Here is a 20,720-nt window from a genome sequence, read left to right as displayed (position 1 = left end):
GAGCATGACACAGAGAACCAATCCAATGATTCACATCATCCTCATGGCTGCGAGTATCTTATGCCTGATTCCTTTTTGGTTGGTGTTTGTGGTTTCGCTGACTGAGGAAGCTACACTGCTGCGCAATGGCTACTCCTTTTGGCCCCAAAAGTTCGATTTTGCCGCCTATCAATATCTGATGCAGGATGCCACGCCAATCCTGAAGGCATACGGCGTATCCATCACCGTTACGGTTGTAGGAGTGGTTGTCTCCCTGGCCATTACATCGATGCTGGCCTACGCCATCTCGAGAACAGATTTCCCGCTCAAGAAAGCGATCACCTTCTACGTATTCCTGACGATGCTGTTCAGCGGGGGACTGCTTCCCTGGTATCTGGTATACACCCGGATGCTGCATGTACAGGACACCCTATGGGCCTTGATATTACCCGGCTTGTTAAGCGGCTTCAACGTACTGATCATGCGCACCTTCTTCATGAACAGCATTCCGCCATCATTGATCGAGTCAGCCCAGATCGATGGCGCGGGCGAATTCAGAACTTATTTCAGCATGATCCTGCCGCTCTCCCTGCCGGTTATGGCTACCATCGGCCTGTTCGTAACCATCTCTTATTGGAATGAATGGTTCACGAGCCTGGTCTTCATTAATAATCCCGATTTGTACAGCATGCAGTATCTGCTGAACAAGACGCTGCTCAACATTCAATTCCTAGCCCGGATAGCGAGTCACGCGCAGGGGGATATTGCGGCCCAGCCTCCGCTGGAATCGATCCGGATGGCGATGGCGATCATTGCGATCGGTCCGATGATTGTGGTGTTTCCGTTCTTGCAAAAATATTTTGTCAAGGGACTTACGATTGGCGCGGTAAAAGGCTAATTCCGGCATCGTCCGGTTTAGTATATAAGCATGATTTTCATTCAGATTATACCTGAAAAAACAGGGGAGGTCTCAGCAATGAGAAACAGAAAAAAGGGGCTTACAGTTCTTCTCTCTACCTTGGTTGCATCCGCAATGATATTCAGTGCGTGCTCCGGCGGCGGATCCGGTGATGGAGGGACGAAGCCGGCTGACAATGGGTCCGGCACTGCGAATTCCTCTGGATTGAAGCCTTATGAAGTCGTGATGGTGTACCCTGATGGTACCCAGAGAGATCTGGCCAAAGTGCAGGAAGCCATGAACCAGCATCTCAAGGCAGCATACCCGCAGCTCAATATGACGGTGAAGCTGAATCCGATTGACTGGGGGGCTTGGGGAGACAAGACGAACCTGATGTTCGCCTCCAGTGAGAAGTTCGATACGCTCTTCACCGCAGCATGGCTCGGCTATGACAGTCAGGTGAACCGAGGAGCGCTGCTTCCGCTGGATGATCTGCTCAAGAAGCATGGCGAGGACATTGAGAAGGTGGAGAAGGATTTCCACAGCGGTGCCATGCGCAATGGCAAGCTGTACGGCATTCATACGCATCAGGAGCTCGGCGGCATGCAGGGAATCGTAGTACGCAAGGATCTGGCAGAGAAGTATAACATGGACCTCAATGCCCTGGCCAAGAGCAAGAAGCTTGAAGATCTCGAGCCGCTGCTCAAGACGATCAAGGAGAACGAGCCGGGTGTGACACCCATAGTTGGCGTCCCCCTTCCACTCGAAACTCTGTTTAAATCCGGCAAAATGGAAATGCCTGTTGAGCCGGTCGGCATTCAGCTCAGCAAGAAAGACTTCAAAGTAGTCACGATGTATGAAACCGATGAGTATATGGAGATGGCTCGCCTGACCCATAAGTGGTTCAACCTGGGCTACATCAATAAGGACGCTTCCACATCGATTCAAACCAATATCGACGGATGGGCCAGGCTGAAGACAAAGTCCGCCTTTGCGATCGCTGGGGCTGACATGGAAATTATCAAGGACAATGAGAATGCGTCCCTGATGCCTTCCCGCTCTAAGCAGGTAGGCATGGGTGTTATCCAAATTCCGCTGCATACGGATCCGCTCAGATCCAATAAACTGGCGGGAACCATGCAGGCGATCTCGAAGACATCCAAGGACCCGGAACGTGCCATGATGCTGATCAACCTCTTCTACAAGGATGCGAAGCTGCTGTCCCTCTTCAACTACGGTATCGAAGGTACTCATTATGTTCTCAAGGATGGACAAGTGGAGCTTCCAGAAGGAAAAACGACGGATAATGTAGGCTTCTATCATGATGTGCAGTGGCAGATCGGCAACCAAATGCTGAACTACACCCGTGTAGGAGAAGATCCGAAGAAATATGACAACTACGCAGAGTTCAACAAAAAAGTATCTGCCGATCCGTCTCCGATCCTTGGCTTCGTATTCAACTCCGAGCCGGTGAAGAGCGAATTGGTATCGATTGAAAATGTACGAAAGCAGTACGATCCAGGTATTAATTCCGGTACCCTGAACCCGGATGTAGAGGTTCCAAAGCTGATTGCCAAGCTGAAGGCAGCTGGTGTTGACAAGGTTGTGGCTGAAATGCAAAAGCAGCTCGATGAGTGGCGCCAGGCGAACGGGAAATAAAGTAAAGTCAGTACAGGGCTGCTCCCCAGGCAGCCCTGTACATTTGTAATGAGAGGAGAAGTGAATTCCAATGGGGAATCGTGCCTAAACATCGGAATCGTTACTTCAGCAGTGGGGCTGCCTTTAAGGGAGTCTCTCTTTTTTTCTTCATACAGGCTGAAAAGTGCACCTTTTTTGATGAGTTTATCTACCGCTTTCATGACGAGGGGATGCTAAGATACAACTACGGCAGTGCCGTTAGCGTAAAGGACGAGGAGGTGGTACGTTTTTTGTGTAAACGATTGCAGCTCGGCGTAGATATACTACCGCAAGTTTACTTCATTCCATGCAGGAGGGGAAATCATTGTTGAACCATTCATCCGGCAAGCGCTCCAAACAGAAGAGTCACCGTAAAATTTTTGGTATAACGGCAGCAGCCATTTCCATGAGTCTGCTCTTCGCCGCATCCGCTATGGCCAGAGACAGTGTGTTCACCCAAAAGGGAACTGGCCCACTGGCCTGGAGCACCTATGAGCATCAATTCGCCAACAATACATCTATGCCGGAGGACCGCTGGAAGCGGAATATCGACTGGCTCGCGGACAACTTCAAATCATACGGCTATGATACCGCCATTACGGACGGTTGGGTTGAAGGCGCTACCAAAGTCAATCCGAATGGATATATCCTCTCGCACAACGACAGCTGGACGCATGATTGGAAGTATTGGGGCGATTACTTGAAAGGGAAGGGGATGAAGCTGGGTGTGTATTATAACCCTCTCTGGGTCAGCCCCACGGTAGTTGGCAATTCCAGTTACAAGGTAGTCGGTACGGATATCCCGGTGGAGAGTCTGGTGCATGCCGATGACCGGTTCAATGGGGGGCAGCCTACATCCCTGTACTGGCTGGATGTAACGAAGCCGGGCGCTGAGCAGTACGTGAAGGGCTATGTGAACTATTTTAAAAACGCAGGGGCCAAAGTGCTGAGAGTCGATTTTCTCTCCTGGTATGAGGATGGCATCGACAAGGGGCGTCAGGTGGGCAAGGCTCACGGTAGAGCGAATTATGAGCTGGCACTCCAATGGATGGCCGAAGCTTGCGGAGATGAGATGGAGCTCAGTCTCGTGATGCCGCATCTGCATAACGATGGGGAGATTGAACTGAAGTATGGCGACTGGATTCGGGTGAATGAAGATGTGGGCCAAGGGGATTGGGGACGGTTCAGCGACATGGACAGGGGAACGCACTTTCCCTATTGGTCGCAGTACCATAATGCTTTTGACGGATTGATCTACTGGTCTAAGGTCGCCGGCAAAGGGAAGATGATCCTCGACGCGGATTTCCTGCGCATTCATAATATGTCCCGGGACGAGGAGAGGAAGTCCGCCGTGTCCGCAGTAGTACTCTCGGGTGCCCCGCTGCTTATCGCAGACCAATACGATACCATCGGCGGTTCGGCTTGGGTGTATCAAAATACGGAGCTGCTGGCGTTGAACAAACAGGGCTTCGCGGCCAAGCCTTTCAGTACCGATCCTACCAACCCGGAGAGTATGAAATGGAAAGGCAGACTGCCGGACGGAAGCTGGATTGTAGGCTTGTTCAACCGGGACAGCGACGCTGTTACCAAGAGTATTAATTTTGCAGCGGACCTCGGCATATCCGGAAATGCAACGGTGCGCGACCTGTGGACCCACAAGGAGCTGGGCAGCATGAATTCGTACAGTGTGAACCTCGGGGAGCATGATGTCAGAGTGCTGAAAATTACACCTGGCGGCACCGCTCCCGTATCCAAAGCTGTGCCAGGATTAATCGAGGCGGAGCAGTATGATGCGATGTCCGGCATCGAGGTGGAGAACTGCGGGGAAGGCGGACAAAACGTGGGCCACATCGATACGGGCGATTTCATGGAATATAAGGTCAATGTCAAGACAGCGGGAACCTACAAGCTCGAATCCCGGGTGGCCAGCATCAACGGCACTGGTAAATTCGACGTGCTGCTGGACAACAACGTGCTGACTACGGTAAGTGTACCCGAGACCGGCGGATGGCAGAGCTATGCGACGGTGTCCAACACGGTAACCCTGCCGGCCGGAGAGCATGCTGTACGGATCAAGGCGGTCAGTATGAACTTCAACCTGAACTGGATCAAGTTCTCAGAGGGAGGCATCACCCCAGACCCTGTGCTGACCTTCAGCAACCCCGGGTTTGAGAGCGGGAATATTACTGGCTGGCAGGAATGGCATCCAGAAGGCCAGTCCGCCAAGTACGGCGTCGATGGGAATGATGTGCACAGCGGGAACCGGAAGCTATGGTTCTGGAGTAATACAGCCTACCAGCAGAGGGTGCATCAGACGAAAACCGGATTACCTAATGGAACATATGCCGTCAGAGCTTGGATCAAGCAAAATACAGGGATCCCTGCCATCAGCCGGATGGAGGTGTCAGGCTACGGGGGCGAACCGGTTTATGTGGACGTCAAGCATGGGGCGGAGTATCAACTCTACACGGCAAACATAAATGTGACCAATGGGCAGCTCGATGTTGGTTTCTATATTAAAGGGGATCAAGGGGACGTGAACCTGCAGATCGATGACGTGGTATTGGTTAGGAACTAAGAGAATGCTGGCTGTACAGACAGCTGTACAGTAATTCGTTCAATCCGTTTGATTTTGTGCGTCAGATTGCTGAAACTTCATAGAAGAGCGCCTCCTTGATGGTGTTGGGTTTTGAACCCGTGGACAGCCCCATCATACCGAGGCGCTCTCCTTTTTTGCATAACAAAGGATCACAAATGTTCAATTAGTTGACGATATTAAAATAGATAGAGCTGAATAACCAGATAGGTAGAGGAGATGAAGTCATTATGAAGAAATATGCTTTACTGCTGCTTCCCGTGCTGCTGTCCGGTTGTTCGGCCGCATCCAACGAAGTCTTGCATGCCGTCAAGGAGCCTCAAGATAAAATAGTTCTTCGGGTGTTCGACCGAAAGGCAGAAGTTGCCGGGAAGATGAAGACTTTGGAAAGTCTCTATGAGAAGGAACACCCCGAGATTGACCTGCAGTTTGAAAATCTGGGTGGTGGAGTGGATTATGACGAAGAACTCTACTCCAAATTCGCATTGAATGACGGACCGGATATTTTCTCCGTTGAAGGCTATGGTAACTTTCAAGCATGGAATGATGTGGCGCTTGATATTACGGATAAAGAATGGATAAAAAATGCGATAAGTGGAGTTACCGAGGGTGTATCCAAAGATGGCCGCGTATATGGTACGCCTATCGCTCTAGAGGCCTACGGATTTCTGTATAATAAGGAATTGTTCAAACAGGCCGGGATCGAAAAGCTGCCGACTACACAAAAGGAACTAGAAGCCGCCGCAGAGCAGCTGCAGAGCAAAGGTATTACTCCGTTCTCGAACGGTTATGCGGAGTGGTGGGTAATCGGACTGCATACATTTAATGCGGCACTGGCGAGTCAACCGAATCCAAGTGAGTTCATAGAAAAGGCGAGAAAAGGCGAGATTGATTTCACACAGGATAAGGTCATGTTGGGCTGGGCTGACCTGCTCAGCCTGACAATGAAGTATAGCAAAAATGCACTTACAACGGATTATAACTCACAGGTAACCAATTTTGCCGAAGGCAAGACAGCCATGATGCAGCAGGGGAACTGGACGCAGCTGAATATTTCTCAAATCAACCCCAACCTGCAGGTGGGCGTACTGCCAATGCCGGTAGATAACGAGAACCGGGACTATATCTTTACGGGTGTTCCGAATTATTGGTTGATCAACAAGGAATCCAAACACAAAGAGGAAGCAGAGAAACTTATAAACTGGTTGCTGTCTTCTGAAGTAGGCAAAGATTTCCTCGTCAAGGAGCTCAAGTATATCCCGGCTTTCAAAAATATTGCTTACAAAACGGAAGATTTGGGTTCAATTGCTTCCTCAGTTCAGGACTATGCGAAGGACGGAAAAACGAGAGGGTGGTATTGGCAGCTTCTCCCTGACGGAGCGACAGCCGAGATTACCAAGTCTGCACAGCAGTTTATGTTAGGCAAGATCAGCAAAGAGCAGATGCTCTCCGAAATCCAGAAGACGATTGTAAATAAAAGTGTAAAGAGGTGATTTGCAGTGTCAAAATTTCAATCGTTCAAACCGACTTCCATTGTCCCGCGTTCGATTAAACAATCTTTAACGTACTGGTTCATGGGTATCGTAATCGTTCCGTTGGTGCTCGTAACCGGAACATCCTATACGCTCTCTCAAAGTATTATTGAAGATAAAGTGGGAAATTATTCAGAGCAGCTAATTGATCAGGTAGGGAAAAATACGGATGTGGAGAATCAACTGGTTGAAGACACCATGATGGCGCTGCTTAAAAACAAAACCATTATTAACAGCTTGGACCGTCCGGAAAACGACACGGAAAAAGAGTTAAAACGGACGACAGATATAAAGAACACGCTGCTGTCCGCTGTGCTCTCCAGCGATACCATCCAATCCATTCGAGTTTATGGTAAAAATGGCGACTATTTCTTTTCCGGGCGTGGGCAGGATAACCCCGCCGTATCACTTGCCAAAGGAACATTTACAAGCAGTGAATGGTTCAAGAAGGCACTGGAGAGCAAAGGAGAAGCCATCTGGAGCACTGGAGTGGACGGGAATTTCGACAAGGTATATGTTACTCGTAAAGTCACCTATTCCAGCAGCCGCAATACCGCAGGTGTAATGGTTGTAGAAATGAGCGTAGATAAATATTTGGAAGTCACCAAAGGTGTCGATATAGGGGATCAAGGGAATGTGTATCTGCTAAATCCGGCAGGTCAGTACGTGGTCCATAATCATGGAGATGCTGTGGGGAAGTCCGCTGATAATGCTTTCTCTCTTGAACAGATGATGAATAATGACAGTGGGCTGCTAAGGAGCGGCGACATGATGATCAGCTTCATGACCCTGAACAATGGCTGGAAGCTGGCTTCGGAGGTAAGCCTCGATTATTTACTGAAGGATATGGGAATCCTGCGGAATGCCTCGATTATCATAGGCCTCGTGCTCCTTGCCCTTTCTCTGGGACTGGCGCTGTATGTCACCAAATCACTGATTTCTAGACCTATCGAGCTTCTGATTTCTCATATGAATGGCGTTCGTAATGGTGATTTTATGCGAATTCCTGACGGTAAGGTGAAGCAGGAGATCGCTGAACTCAATGCAGGTTTTAATAGCATGGTTAGCACAATCGATCAGCTCATTCGCGACTCGGAGGATGTGTCATCTTCCGTACTGCACAATTCCAATGAAATCAATGAGTTGATCACCGCATCGGCAGAAAGCAGCAATCAAATCAGCGATACCGTTAGTGAGCTGGCTGTAGGTACGAGCCGTCAAGCAGAGGATGCCGGCAGCATGAACAGCTCCATGAAGCTCCTGGTTGAACAGTTGAATGAGATCAAGGACAAGCTCAGAGACGTTAGCGAGATCTCGACAGGCATTCAAAGCTTCTGTAACGAGAAGTTTGCCTCCATCGGTGCGCTCAAAGAGCAGAATAACATGTCTCTGGAGATGACCAAAAAAATAAGCATGGACGCGCATTCAGTGGATGAAAAGGTCAAGAATATCACACAATTCGTTGAGATCATCTCTGAAATTAGTGCCCAGACCAACCTGCTGGCGCTGAATGCGGCGATTGAGGCAGCACGCGCAGGGGAGAGCGGCCGTGGCTTTGCGGTCGTGGCCAATGAAGTCAAAAAGCTCGCTGAAATGACCAATCAATCGACCAAGAAGATTCATGAGATGGCTGCTTCCATTGACGTGCAGACGGCCAGCATGATCGATAATGTCAATCAGGGACAGAGCATTTTTGAGAAGCAGGAATTCTATGTCAATGAAACGGAGAATGTGTTCATCCATATTATTGGATCTCTGGATAAGACCATTTCCGAGTTCGAGTCCTTGGGCAAGAAGATCGAGGACAATAATAAGCAGACAGCTCAAACCGAAGATGCTATTGAGAGCGTAATGGCCATTACCCAGCAAACGGCTGCTGCAATTGAGGAGATTTCCGCCATTGTGGAGGAACAGACCATAATGATGAATCACATCATGAAGGGCTCGGAGCAGCTCAACGGCAAAGCGCAAGCAATGAATGAATCGATTCAAAACTTTAAAAAGCAGAGTTAAGGATTGGAGAGCCAGGGATTTGATCCTTGGCTCTTTTGTCGCTAGATCTGATGGCTCACCCGTGGAGGATTACTTGAATAAAAAGGGGGCCATAGAGCCTGCTCTCCGTTAACCTGGCGCAGCAGGCTGCTCCGGTCCTACTGACCCTTGAGCCTTACGCCGGTAACGGTACAGCAGATAATCGATCCCGATTCGGCCTGCATGCTGGCCCGCATAAATCAGGATGAAGGAGCATAGCAGCATCTGGGGAATCGTACTGATGGAACCGGACAAGAAGAAGGAAAAGTTCATAAGTGCTCCCATCCATGCCGCAAATACGGTGAAAATGCCGAGGAGCAGCGCGAGGCCGACCAGAAATTCTCCCCATGGAATCAGTACATTAATGACCTTGATATTAGGGAGAGCCACGGCTTCGATAAAGCTGCCCCACCAGCCTTGCACAGTCGGTTTGGCGCCAGTGGAGTTGGCAATAGCATTTTTTAAGAAGCTTGAAGCATCGAAGGCCTTGGAACCGGTTATTTTTCCCCAACCGGAGGTCAACCATTTCCATCCCAAATAAAATCGGATTAGTGTCAGCAGTATGGCAACTGTTGTACTTCGTTTGATAAACCGCTCGAACGTGTTCAAATGAATGCCAGCTCCTTTACATATTTGGTTTACACGGTAAAACCGTTCCCTGGCTGCCCCATCCATACATAGATCGCCATCAGACTGAACAGGAGTATACAGAAATTGACGATGACGAACATGCTGCGCATTCCTGGTGTTTGGTGGAAAAGGTACAGTGTACTGGACTTCTCTCTGCCTTCAATCAGAAAAATAAGAAAAATGGTGTGCATGACCGTATGGCCGACAACCTCTGTAAATCCGAAAACCGTCGAGGTGGACAGGAAGATTCCGCTCACTATCAGTGCTGTAAAGCGGTTCATCAGTCCAACGATAAAAGCCCAAGCCAACCCCAGCTCAACAAAAGCAGAGATCAGTACAAAATCCTCGACGGTAAAGCCGATCGTCGGCAGTCCATATTCGTGCATCAGCGAACAGGCGAGGGAGGCCATGGTCATTTTCTCCATGGAGAGCCAGGCAAGGGACATTCCAGTGCATGAATACAGCACAGGAACAGCCGTATGCTTCCAGCTGCTGTTCGCAGCGAACAAATAGTAGATCACTCCGGCATAGTACATGTAATCCAGAGAGTAGAACAACCCATAACGAGAGAGCGCATGCAGACACAGGATCGAGAGCGCAGCTCCGCTCACAGGCAGCAGCCTTCGATGCAGCAGGCCGGCTATGGCTGTGCCCAACAGGGCATAGACCCAGCCCGTATCAGACTCAAAGGTAGGCACAAGGTAAGCACCCGTGCTCAACTGCAGCAGCAGGCCGATTCCCAGTCCTAAACGGAATATCGTCAGCTGATAGCCTCTCAGAGCGTTCAAGATCCGGTGAACCCTATGAACCATCGACACTTGCTCCAGCTGTTCATTGAAGATAGAGATGAACAGCAGGACCAGAAGGGTAATGCCCAACCAGAATAAAAAGGTGGACGTAATCACCTCGGATATCGGCTGTGGATGTAGATCGTGAACTTCCGTGAACCATTTCACATGCGTGTACATGCCCTCCCATTTCATAAACTGAGTATTCATTTTGGACGCAGCACCTTCTTTGCTTCTTATAGATGTGAAGCTGTTGAACGAACAGGCCTCCCCCAAATGTTACCATCCTACCCGAATCTTGTCGGTGTACTAAACTCTCAATAAAAGTGGACATTTTTACCTGTTTGGATCCGATTCCTTATGTAAAAATGTCCACTTTTTTAGCGCAAATCATCCACCCAAATTATGGAACTTCAGTGGTAATATGTTTTCGAGGAGGTGGTAGCACATACACGAATAGGCCTAATTCTTCGTTATTCTTGGATTCATGCATTAAACAACTGAAGACCGACACATCAACAAATTCAATACATTAGGAGGCGTACAATAATGTCCGTTAGACAATTAACTCATGCCCCCCTCGCAGAGGGAAAAAGAAGAATTCCTATGATGAACAAACTGCTGATCGGCGCAGGAATCATGTTCCTGTCGGCAGCCGGTTCGCTCCTGGCAGCCGACGGTGCTTCGGCTCATGGCTATGTTGAGGGCTCCCGTGGAGATCTGTGCGTGAAGGGAATCAATCTGAACTGCGCAAATGCCATCCCGGCCGATACGGAGCATCCAGGAACGTTCCCTCAGTCCGGCGCACCTGACGGGAAGTTCGGAAGTGCAGGTCGTCCGTACGAAGTGCTTGACGAGCAGACAAGCACGCGCTGGTACAAGCACGGCATGTCGTCTGGATTCCATGAGTTCAAATGGACCATTCCTGCACAGCATATCTCGGACAACTATAAGTACTACATCACGAAGCCAGGATGGAACCCTAATCAGCCGCTCACTCGGGACTCCTTCGACCTTACTCCTTTCTGCTCGGTAGATGATAAGGGGAAATCACCAGGCAATCCTACCCATGGCTGCACGATCCCGGCGCGTACAGGATACCATGTCATCCTTGCCCTGTGGCAGGTTGACTACACAGGCAACACCTTCTACTCTCTGATTGACGGTAACTTTGACGGTCAAACAACGCCAGGAACCGGAGGCGGTACAACCGATCCGGGCACAGGCGGCACAACAGACCCGAGTACGGGGACTGCTGCAGCTTGGAGTTTAACCAAGGTATATAACTACGGGGATCTCGTCTCTTATAACGGCAGCACGTGGAAAGCCAAATGGTATACGCAAGGTCAAGCACCTGGAACTACAGGACAATACGGGGTATGGGAAAAGCAGTAACACAAAGGTTCAAGTAACAGAAAGACCCAAATAAAAGCCCTTTATTCGCAAATGGATGCGAATAAGGGCTTTTTATCATGAGTATAGGAGGACTCAAGTATGCTGAATGTATTAATTTACACTTCATACCGCGTCAGAAAATGCCGATTATATATAAAATCCTTATCTGTTTAATAACAGTTTGGCAATGTGCTGCCAATGATCACTGCGCTGGATGCCAGAGTCAGAGGCTGCCGCAGCAAGAGGAGGTCATCTTATCAAATCCAAACCACAATACTTAACCGATGCCCCAAAGGGACGGATGAAGAGCCTATTACGGCCGCTGCTCATCCTTTCGGTCATCTGCCAGTCAGTTCTATCCCCAGCCACTTCCGTAGTCCATGCTGTTGACCCGCCGCCGACTCTAAGCATAGATGAGGATAGCCGAAGTTACAAAAATCAGACGCCTCTTGCCCCTGCACCCGATCTTATCTTGAGTGGAAGCGCTAATCTTACGGGGGCCAATGTAGTCATTGATCAAGGATATCATAACGGGGAAGATCAGTTGATCTACTCGACGATTCATGGGATTACGGGGGTATTTGACAGCACACAGGGTGTGCTTAAACTGACAGGAAGTGCCACCATCTCTCAATACCAGGAGGCATTGAGATCTGTTAAGTATAACAATACTTCTTCCTCTCCGAGTTCGGAGAACCGGGTCCTTACCTATACGCTCGGTGATGCCCGGCGGCTCAAGGACAGCAACGGAGTCTATCATTATTACGAATTGGTTCAAGGTGCTCCGAAAACGTGGAATCAATCCAGATTGGATGCCGCTGCACGCACCTATTTTGGCATGACCGGGTATTTGACCGCCATTACTTCGCAGGCAGAGAATGACTTTATCTCTGCCAAAGTGACCAGCGGCGGCTGGATCGGCGCAACCGACGCTTTGAGCGAAGGGAATTGGATCTGGGCAGCGGGGCCGGAAACGGGAATACAGTTTTGGCAGGGCGGGGCGAATGGAACCACCGTCAATGGCGGCTATGAAAACTGGTATACCAATGAACCCAGCAATAATGACACCTATGGAAATGCGGAGCATTTTGCGTATTTGTATGGGAACAATAGTTTCGCGGCTTACTGGAACGACTATTCTGCTTCTTTGACGAAAAATGAATACATTGTAGAGTACGGCGGCATGTCGGGTGATCCAGTGCTGTCGATTTCCGATGGGGTAACACTCGTACTGGATAATACGCCACCTGCAGGAATTGCCATATCTGCGGATACGACAGCTCCAACGAAAGGTAATGTAACGGTAACCGTTAGCTTCCCGGTAGACGCGGTTGTTCGGGAATACCGCGTAGACGGGGGGCCTTGGACAGTCTATACGAATCCGGTGGAATTTACCAATAATGGAACCTTGGATGCAAGAGGGTCGGATGCCCTGGGCAACCAGTCCAACATTGTCTCCTACGCGGTGACGAACATTGATAAGAATCCCCCAGCGAACGCCAGTTTTACAGCGAATATAACAGCTCCTACGAGCAGCAGTGTCACAGTGACCGTGAATTACCCGGGGGACGGTGTGGTTCGTGAAATCAGTATCAATGGTGGAGCATGGGAAGCCTATGCCGGTCCCGTCGTGTTTGCAGCGAACGGAACGCTGGATGCCCGGAGTACGGATGCAGCCGGCAATATGTCGGGAGTCACGAGTTTTGCGGTGACGAATATTGACGGAGACGCCCCAGCCGGAATCAGTATCTCGGCTGATGTAACGGCACCAACGAACGGCAATGTGACGGTGACAGTGAGCTTTCCGGCAGACGCCGTAGTCCAGGAATATCGCATGAATGGCGGCGCCTGGCTGCCATACTCCGGGCCGGTGGTCTTTGGCAGCAACGGGATGCTGGAGGCCAGAGGTGCCGACGCCTTGAACAACCAGTCTGCCATCGAGTCCTATGCGGTGACGAACATTGACAAGACGGCACCTGCAGACGCAGGATTTACGGCGAGTAAAGCAGCACCCACGAACACGAGTGTCACGGTTACGGTCAATTATCCGGCCAATGGAATCATCCGGGAAATTAGTGTAAATGGAGGCCCTTGGAGTGCCTATACCGGCCCAGTCATACTTAACGACAATGGTACGCTGGATGCCCGGAGTACGGATACCGCTGGCAATATGTCTGGAGTTTCAAATTATGAAGTGACCAATATCGACAAAACTGCTCCTGTCGGCATCGCCATCTCGGCCGATACAATAGATCCAACCAATGGTGATGTCACGGTTACGATCAATTACCCGGTTGATGCTGCTGTACAGGAGTACCGCATAGATGGCGGTGCTTGGACGCTCTATACAGGGCCGATCATATTTAACACCAATGGAACACTGGAGGCTAGAGGGGCTGATGCTTTGGGCAACCAATCCGCACCCGTTTCTTATGCTGTTACGAACATTGACCGTACAGCCCCTGGAGACGCCGGATTTATGGCCGACATTACGGCTCCCACAAGCAGCAGCGTCTCTGTGACAGTGAGCTACCCGTTAGATGCAGATGTTAAGGAGATACGTATCAATGGCGGGCTATGGGAACCGTATACCGGTCCGGTCGTTTTTACGGCTAACGGGACTCTGGAAGCCCGGAGTGCGGAGGCCGCGGGTAATATGTCAGAAGTCACGAGCTACCAGGTGACCAATATCGATGTGGATGCTCCAGCGGGAATTATTTTCTCGGCGAATACCACACTCCCGACGAACGAGAATGTCACAGTTGCCATTAACTTCCCAGCCGATGCCGTAGTACAAGAATATCGCGTAAACGGAGGCCCTTGGACGCCTTACACGAATGAGGTGGAGTTCACCAGTAACGGGACGCTCGAGGCGAGAGGGGAAGACGCTTTGGGCAACGAGTCTACCATCAGTCCTACGCGGTAACGAACATTGACAAAACCTCTCCGGCAGACGCCACTATTACGGCCGACACGACCGATCCAACGAGCGGCAGTGTTACGGTGATGGTGAGCTACCCCGTAGATGCAGCTGTCCAGGAAATACGTATTAATGGTGGCCCCTGGGAACCGTACAACGGACCGGTGGTCTTCGGAGAGAATGGAACATTGGAGGCCAGAAGCACGGATACTGCCGGCAATATATCGGACATTACTAGCTACCAAGTTACGAATATTGACGGGGATGCTCCAACCGGAATTACCATTTCAGCCGACACTGACGAACCGACGAATGGTCCTGTTACTGTGACTATCAGCTTTCCAGCTGATGCTGTGGTACAGGAATACCGCATAGACGACGGCCCCTGGATTCCTTACACAGGTCCGGTGGAACTCAGCGGGAACGGAACACTGGAGGCGAGAGGGACGGACGCGCTAGGCAATCAGTCCCCCACTGAGTCCTATACGGTGTCGAACATCGATCAGACGCCTCCGGCAGACGCCACGTTTACGGCGGACAATACAGCACCAACGAGCAGTAGTGTCACGGTAACGGTGAACTACCCAGCGGATGGGGCCATCCGGGAGATCCGGGTTAACGGCGGAGCATGGGCAGCATACACCGGCCCGGTGGTTTTCGCTGCGAATGGTACGCTGGATGCCCGGAGCATGGATACCGCGGGCAATATGTCGGGAATCGCCAGCTACCAAGTGACGAACATTCGAAGTACGGGTGGCGGCGGTGGTAGCGGCGGCATGGGGACTAGTGCAGGCGGCATCATAGGAAATGCATGCAAGATCACACGGGTTCTCAATCGCATCGTAATCGACGGATGCCTGGATGAGGCGAATCAAACCATCGAGGCCCGTCTTGGTCCATCGATATTGGACAGTTCCCTGGATGAACTGCTGAACAGCGGTGATAAAGAAATCATTTTTGATGTAGTTTTGCCAGCCAGGATATATCTTATCCACATCCCACAATCCTTGGTCCGCAACTATCAGGCCAGGAACATTCAGTTCATTTTCGAGTATGTGGATCAGACCTATGAGATGCCCTCTGGAAGCACTCCATTTGAACAGGTCTCGGTATCCACAGCTTCTAGTGAAGCATCTGTAACCTACCAGGTCAACAGTTTGACGGGCCCATCGGAGCGAGAGTTGTCCGCGCTGGAATCGGCCCAAGGATTTCATATTCGCGATAACTTCTATCAATTCACGGTCTATACCATGAGCGGCGGGAAAAAGATCATACCTTCCATTCAAAAAGGGCAGTTTATTACTCGCAAGCTCTATCCGGCATCCCGGGACATAGAAAAGGTTACAGGTCTGGTCTACAAGTCCGATGGAAGTGTAAACTACGCCCCCTACAGACGCAGCCTGAAAGAGAATGAGATGGAACTGCTCCTGCTGAGGAATGGAGGAATCTATGGGGTAGCGGAGTATGTCAAAGGATTTCTGGACAGTAAGGGACACTGGGGGCAGCAGTCGGTGGAACGTTTGGCGTCCAAAATGATTGTCTTCGGTAGAAACGATAAGGACTTTATTCCTGATGATCAGGTCACCCGGGCTGAATTTGCCGCGCTGCTGCTGCGGACGTTGGACCTGCCGCTGGATGCAGAGGAACCGCCTTATTTCCAGGATGTGAATTCCTCGCATTGGTATTATGAGGTGGTGCAAAGCGCTAAGCTTCATGGCATCATCGAAGGCTATGATGATCACACGTTTGCTCCAGGGAAGCCTATTAATCGGGAAGAGATGACGGCCATGATGGTTCGGCTCCTCAACCGGGAGTTCCCATACCTGGACCTCGGATCACTTCCTTCTGCGCAGGATGAGCAATCCCTCTATAAATTTACTGATTATGTTGAGATCAGTGCTTTCTTTAGGGAGCAAGCTCGGATGATGGCCAACATCGGCTTAATTGAAGGATACCCAGACCATTCTTTTAAACCGAAAGGTAATGCAACACGCGCAGAATCGGTGGTAATTATCCAGCGTTTTCTGGAGTTTGTTGAATTTATCCGGTGATTTACCCCCGCAATGTGGAAAGAGAATATAACAAACCAGGCCATCCCATTCCATATGGGGTGGCCTTTCGATGTATCATCATGGACAGGTGGACCAGTAAACTGCCAGATGCCTTCGAATACAGAGACTCCTCCAATTGACAATATGGGAAACCATGGTATAAAATTTATTTATTCCGACTGTTCGGTATAAATAAAAATGAGTCAGGTGAAATCAATCGTGCCCAAAGTAGGAATGGAACCGAGGCGGCGAGCCGAAGTCATCAATGCCGCGTTAACGTGCATCAGCCTTCATGGGATAGATGGCATGACGCTGGATAAGGTTGCCGAGTATGCAGGCTGCTCCAAGGGAGTCGTCACTTATTATTACAAGAACAAGGATCATCTGACGGTCGAAGCCTTGAAGTCGTTCATGGCTTATTATGGCCAGAGGATAGAATCTGAATTGGATGCCACCATGACAGCACCGGAGATGCTGGACGTCACGCTAAGGCATATCCTGCCGCCATCCCGTGATGACTCGGGGAAGAAGATCAATGTTTCGCCGCTGGATGGCGTTCAGAACATGTTCATCCCCTATGAAGATCAAGGCAGGCTCTTCCTGCAGTTTTTCTCTAGGGCCGCGCTGGACCGCAATCTGCAGGAGGTCATATCGGAGAGCTATCGGGCCGATCTTCAAGGCATAGCCAAGATTTTTGATTACGGGAACAGGATGGGACAACTGTCTGTAGAGGATGCCCATAGCGCGGCATATGGGCTGCTGGCGATGGTGGTAGGCCTGGGCTTCTTCCGGGTTGCGAACATTCCGCCGGCGAAGGATAAAGATAACCGGTACATTGGTGAGGATTATGTCAGCAAGTACATGAGTAGTTAAGTTTATACAAAATGCTTACTTAGGAGGATCGGTATGAATATAGCGAAGGTTGAAGCGGGTGGAGTAAATATCGCAGTCGTGAGCGCCAGCGGGGTGGTTATAGAGGATGTGCAGTCGGCCTTGGATCTTATGGCGACCGTACGATATGAAGCGGACTCCGATCGGATCGTGATTCACAAATCCCTGTTGAGCGAAAGCTTCTTCGATCTGAAAACACGCCTGGCAGGCGACATTCTTCAGAAATACATTAATTATCACGTGAAGATTGCGATTGTTGGGGATTTTTCTGTATATTCCAGCGGAAGTTTGAAGGATTTCATCTATGAATGCAACCGCGGCAGCGATATCTTCTTCCTGCCGACCGAAGAGCAGGCGATTGAAAAGTTAAGCAGGTTGAAGTAGATGGGACATGGGAAGGCAGTGTCCAAGGCACAGCGCAGTGATGGGCCCTATGCCATGGTGAACATTCCGGCAGGTGAGGTTCCATTAAGGGACGACCGGATCCAGAGGACATGGACGGTCCCGGTGAACTCCTTTTGGCTTGCACCCGTTCCTGTAACAAGGGAGTTATACTGCTCGGTCATGTCCATGACCGCCGGAACTCCCGGCGAGCCTCAGGTTCCGGTCACGGAAGTCTCATGGCATGAGGCGGTCTCCTTCTGCAATAGGCTGTCTCAGCGTTCGGGTCTGCAGGAATGCTATTTGGTAAGTCAGGATGGCGAGAGCGTTGCTTGGAACCGGGACGCGGATGGCTACCGTCTACCTACGGAAGCGGAATGGCAGTATGCCTGTAAAGCCGGAACGGGCGGATACCGGTATGGCGAGCTCGATGAGATCGCATGGTATCAGGAGAACGCTGGGGGCAGGGCACATGAGGTAGGCCTCAAGCGGCCGAATGCGTGGGGGCTCTACGATATGCTGGGCAATGTCTGGGAGTGGTGCTGGGATCTGTACGATGTGCAAGTGTACGGCTCTTACCGGGTTTTCCGCGGCGGCAGCTGGGCCGAAGAAGCCAGGGGCTGCGGGGCGACGTGCCGCCGCCGCAGTCATCCAACATTTCGCATCGATGATCTCGGCTTTCGTCTCGCCAGGTCGTTGTAAGGCGGATCGCGTCGGTTATTTTTGGGGGGGCAGGGGAGTTTTTGTGTGACCGGTCAAAATACCGCTAAATATAAAAGATAACAACGAACCGGCAAAGCAAATGGCCGCAAATATGCCCACGGCGGAAAAACCGTTAAAGGTCGCGTACATCAGTCCTGCGATCCAAGAGCCAAGCGTTGTAGCAGCGTACATCATCGAATTGGCCAAGCTGGAGATCGTGCCTCGGATGGTCGGATCCAATGAATTCAGCAGCCCCAATAGGAGTGGAAAAGCGATTCCCATGTTAACGAAGATGAAAAAGTAAACACTTTCGAAAGCCGCAAGGGATGGCATGTGAGGCACAACCATAAAACAGGCGATAGAGACAAGAAAGCCCGCAACCAGCGTATTGAAACGGTTTATGGTGTTGATCACATAGGCACCGCCGAAGCTCCCCACGATATTCCCGAGACCAAGAAAAAACATCACGTACCCCGCTTCATCAATGGAGAGGTGAAAGCGATCCGTCACCCATTTTCCGATGAAAGAAAAAGCCGCAAAGAATCCACATTGAAATAAGAAATGAGCGAGGAAGGCCCTTCTCGCCACTCGACTCTTCAAAAGCGGGAGGTATCTGCTGAAAATCGGAGTCTTGGGTTGCGGGCCTTCTTGATTCGCTTTCATTTCGGGTAAAGCATAGAAGATGAACACCGCTACCAACAATGCGAAGGTTCCGATTGTAAAAAATGGATAAGACCAATGGGTTGAGGCAAGATAACTTCCTATTGGGATGCCGAACGCTTGGGAAGCAGCCAAGCCTGCCATGACGATTCCTGATACTTTGGCGATTCTGGGCGCTGGAAACAGTGCGGGGATCGATGCCCAGACTTGAGGCGCCGTGAAGGCCGCGCTGACTCCTGCTAAAAAACGGAAGAGGAACATCGACCAGAAACCTGTGGCAAAGCCGCATAGCATCGTGGAGAGGGAGAAGCAGACCATGCCGGAAAGCATGACCTTTTTGCGGTCCCAACCATCGGAAAGCGGTCCGGCAATCAGCGCAAACAGGGCATAACCTAAAGCATAGGCTCCAACCATCCAACCGGCATGTTCGGTCGGGATCTGAAACAAAGATTGAAGCGTGGGGAGGAGCGGAGAAATCAAAAACGTATCCGTGCCGATCACAAACATGACGAGGAAGAATAAGGACGTTAATCGAAACATGGAATTCACCCTTTCAATTAGTTTTGAAGTTCAAAAACAATTGAACTAATGAACAAAAAAAGAGATTTCCTTCTACAGCGTATCCAGAAATCCAGGTAAGTAAGTTTGAAAAGTCTCTACATCGATACAGGTATACTTCGCTTGGGCTTCTTTTCGTACCTTGATTAATTTCGCCTCCTTTAAAGCACGCAAGTGATACGAAGTATTCGATTTCGTCGTATCGCGAATGTCCCCTATTTCTCCACAATTCATCTCCTTCTTGCTGGTGTACAGACCTCGTATGATGTCTAATCTGGTTTCATCCGCTAATGCCTTAAATATTTTGACTCGCAGTTCATCAGGGGTTGTTTTTTGAGTAGTCATACAACTATTGTACTAAGATTTCGCCACAAATCAAGTCTTTGGCAAAAACCCACCCGATTCCCCGATGTAGAAGCAAAGCAATCCGGAAGAAACGGCGGCTCCCTTGTTGTGCTACGATGGAGGCAGGATTGGTAACATCTATCTTATCGTGAAGGAGACCTGCCCTTATGGCCAAAGAATTTTGGATTAATCTGCCGGTAAAAGATTTGGCGAAGTCGAAGGCATTCTTCAGTGCGCTTGGATTTGCATTTCATCCGCGGCACCTCGATAGTGAACACATGGCGGGGTTAGTCGTAGGCGACAAAGGCGTTCTGGTGATGCTGTTCCCCGAGTCCACGTTCAAAGCATTCACGAAAAGTGAAGTAGCAGATCCCTCTCAAGCGGCAGAGGTCTTGTTCTCGATTGACGCAAGCAGTAAAGCGCAGGTAGAGGAGATCGTAAATAAGGCAGTGCAGGCAGGCGGAACGGTGTACAGCATGCCTCAAGGCCAAGGAGGAATGTACGGCGCCTGTTTCGCTGATGTGGATGGTCATCGGTGGAATGTGCTGTATATGCAGCCGGACCTGGATGCCCAGTGAGTGACACAGGATCCATGGAGGCCGCGTGAAGCTTGGGGGCAGCCGAGAGCCCCCCTACCTGAGCACCTCGCATCGGAGACCATAACAGCCCCTGGGATATGACTAAGC

Annotated in this window: 16 protein-coding genes; 12 read left to right on the top strand and 4 right to left on the bottom strand. The window is 50.3% G+C overall.

Annotation, left to right across the window (positions count from 1 at the left end; translation table 11 throughout):
- The first annotated feature begins 4 nt into the window (after positions 1–4).
- The 5 genes from O9H32_RS02275 (at position 5) to O9H32_RS02255 (ending at position 8,695) form a co-directional block, all read left to right on the top strand.
- Entirely contained in the window at positions 5–877 is an 873-nt protein-coding gene (locus O9H32_RS02275) for a carbohydrate ABC transporter permease (RefSeq protein ID WP_269864106.1), read from the top strand.
- Between the two features lie 225 nt (positions 878–1,102).
- Entirely contained in the window at positions 1,103–2,536 is a 1,434-nt protein-coding gene (locus O9H32_RS02270) for an ABC transporter substrate-binding protein (protein WP_269864104.1), read from the top strand.
- Positions 2,537–2,882: 346 nt separating this feature from the next.
- Complete coding sequence (locus tag O9H32_RS02265; RefSeq protein ID WP_269864102.1) at positions 2,883–5,132, top strand: carbohydrate-binding protein; 2,250 nt, start codon at positions 2,883–2,885, stop codon at positions 5,130–5,132.
- A gap of 248 nt (positions 5,133–5,380) precedes the next feature.
- Positions 5,381–6,643: an ABC transporter substrate-binding protein gene (locus O9H32_RS02260; RefSeq protein WP_269864101.1), complete on the top strand. Its 1,263-nt coding sequence runs from the start codon at positions 5,381–5,383 to the stop codon at positions 6,641–6,643.
- Between the two features lie 81 nt (positions 6,644–6,724).
- On the top strand, positions 6,725–8,695 hold the full coding sequence (locus O9H32_RS02255) for a methyl-accepting chemotaxis protein (protein ID WP_269864100.1): 1,971 nt from the start codon (positions 6,725–6,727) through the stop codon (positions 8,693–8,695).
- A gap of 108 nt (positions 8,696–8,803) precedes the next feature.
- On the opposite strand, the gene O9H32_RS02250 is transcribed toward O9H32_RS02255, so the two are convergent.
- Complete coding sequence (locus O9H32_RS02250) at positions 8,804–9,322, bottom strand: DoxX family membrane protein (RefSeq protein ID WP_269864098.1); 519 nt, start codon at positions 9,320–9,322, stop codon at positions 8,804–8,806.
- A gap of 29 nt (positions 9,323–9,351) precedes the next feature.
- A complete protein-coding gene (locus tag O9H32_RS02245) occupies positions 9,352–10,341 on the bottom strand; it encodes a hypothetical protein (protein ID WP_269864097.1) in 990 nt (329 codons plus the stop codon).
- Positions 10,342–10,737: 396 nt separating this feature from the next.
- On the opposite strand from O9H32_RS02245, the gene O9H32_RS02240 reads away from it, so the two are divergent.
- From O9H32_RS02240 to O9H32_RS02215, 6 genes are all read left to right on the top strand, one after another.
- Entirely contained in the window at positions 10,738–11,526 is a 789-nt protein-coding gene (locus O9H32_RS02240) for a lytic polysaccharide monooxygenase (RefSeq protein WP_269864095.1), read from the top strand.
- Between the two features lie 544 nt (positions 11,527–12,070).
- On the top strand, positions 12,071–14,452 hold the full coding sequence (locus O9H32_RS02235) for a lectin-like protein (protein ID WP_269864094.1): 2,382 nt from the start codon (positions 12,071–12,073) through the stop codon (positions 14,450–14,452).
- 80 nt (positions 14,453–14,532) lie between these two features.
- Positions 14,533–16,497: an S-layer homology domain-containing protein gene (locus O9H32_RS02230; RefSeq protein WP_269864316.1), complete on the top strand. Its 1,965-nt coding sequence runs from the start codon at positions 14,533–14,535 to the stop codon at positions 16,495–16,497.
- Between the two features lie 219 nt (positions 16,498–16,716).
- Positions 16,717–17,370 (top strand): TetR/AcrR family transcriptional regulator, encoded by a 654-nt coding sequence (locus O9H32_RS02225; RefSeq protein WP_269864093.1) that lies wholly within the window; start codon positions 16,717–16,719, stop codon positions 17,368–17,370.
- 33 nt (positions 17,371–17,403) lie between these two features.
- Positions 17,404–17,772, top strand: a complete 369-nt coding sequence (locus O9H32_RS02220) for a DUF4180 domain-containing protein (RefSeq protein ID WP_269864091.1) — start codon at positions 17,404–17,406, stop codon at positions 17,770–17,772.
- Entirely contained in the window at positions 17,773–18,471 is a 699-nt protein-coding gene (locus tag O9H32_RS02215; RefSeq protein ID WP_269864090.1) for a formylglycine-generating enzyme family protein, read from the top strand.
- Between the two features lie 15 nt (positions 18,472–18,486).
- Here O9H32_RS02215 and O9H32_RS02210 read toward each other — a convergent pair whose 3' ends face one another.
- On the bottom strand, positions 18,487–19,671 hold the full coding sequence (locus tag O9H32_RS02210; protein ID WP_269864089.1) for an MFS transporter: 1,185 nt from the start codon (positions 19,669–19,671) through the stop codon (positions 18,487–18,489).
- Positions 19,672–19,743: 72 nt separating this feature from the next.
- Positions 19,744–20,034, bottom strand: coding sequence for an ArsR/SmtB family transcription factor (locus O9H32_RS02205; protein WP_269864088.1), 291 nt, complete (start codon positions 20,032–20,034; stop codon positions 19,744–19,746).
- 167 nt (positions 20,035–20,201) lie between these two features.
- Here O9H32_RS02205 and O9H32_RS02200 point away from each other — a divergent pair, with 167 nt between their 5' ends.
- Positions 20,202–20,612 carry a VOC family protein gene (locus tag O9H32_RS02200; protein ID WP_269864087.1) on the top strand — a complete coding sequence of 137 codons (411 nt, stop codon included), beginning with the start codon at positions 20,202–20,204 and terminating at the stop codon, positions 20,610–20,612.
- Positions 20,613–20,720 lie beyond the last annotated feature (108 nt).

Source organism: Paenibacillus caseinilyticus, from assembly GCF_027533645.1.
Classification (GTDB): domain Bacteria; phylum Bacillota; class Bacilli; order Paenibacillales; family NBRC-103111; genus Paenibacillus_G; species Paenibacillus_G caseinilyticus.
Note: the sequence above shows the minus strand (reverse complement) of the source record. Positions and strands in the feature narration are given on the sequence as shown.

Bases quoted from the DNA above. Each gene is read 5' to 3' on its own strand.
- O9H32_RS02240 (WP_269864095.1), top strand. From the start codon at position 10,738: ATGATGAACAAACTGCTGATCGGCGCAGGAATCATGTTCCTGTCGGCA.
- O9H32_RS02205 (WP_269864088.1), bottom strand. From the start codon at position 20,034: ATGACTACTCAAAAAACAACCCCTGATGAACTGCGAGTCAAAATATTT.
- O9H32_RS02220 (WP_269864091.1), top strand. From the start codon at position 17,404: ATGAATATAGCGAAGGTTGAAGCGGGTGGAGTAAATATCGCAGTCGTG.
- O9H32_RS02200 (WP_269864087.1), top strand. From the start codon at position 20,202: ATGGCCAAAGAATTTTGGATTAATCTGCCGGTAAAAGATTTGGCGAAG.
- O9H32_RS02255 (WP_269864100.1), top strand. From the start codon at position 6,725: ATGGGTATCGTAATCGTTCCGTTGGTGCTCGTAACCGGAACATCCTAT.
- O9H32_RS02215 (WP_269864090.1), top strand. From the start codon at position 17,773: ATGGGACATGGGAAGGCAGTGTCCAAGGCACAGCGCAGTGATGGGCCC.
- O9H32_RS02210 (WP_269864089.1), bottom strand. From the start codon at position 19,671: ATGTTTCGATTAACGTCCTTATTCTTCCTCGTCATGTTTGTGATCGGC.
- O9H32_RS02260 (WP_269864101.1), top strand. From the start codon at position 5,381: ATGAAGAAATATGCTTTACTGCTGCTTCCCGTGCTGCTGTCCGGTTGT.
- O9H32_RS02245 (WP_269864097.1), bottom strand. From the start codon at position 10,341: ATGAATACTCAGTTTATGAAATGGGAGGGCATGTACACGCATGTGAAA.
- O9H32_RS02275 (WP_269864106.1), top strand. From the start codon at position 5: ATGACACAGAGAACCAATCCAATGATTCACATCATCCTCATGGCTGCG.
- O9H32_RS02230 (WP_269864316.1), top strand. From the start codon at position 14,533: ATGGTGAGCTACCCCGTAGATGCAGCTGTCCAGGAAATACGTATTAAT.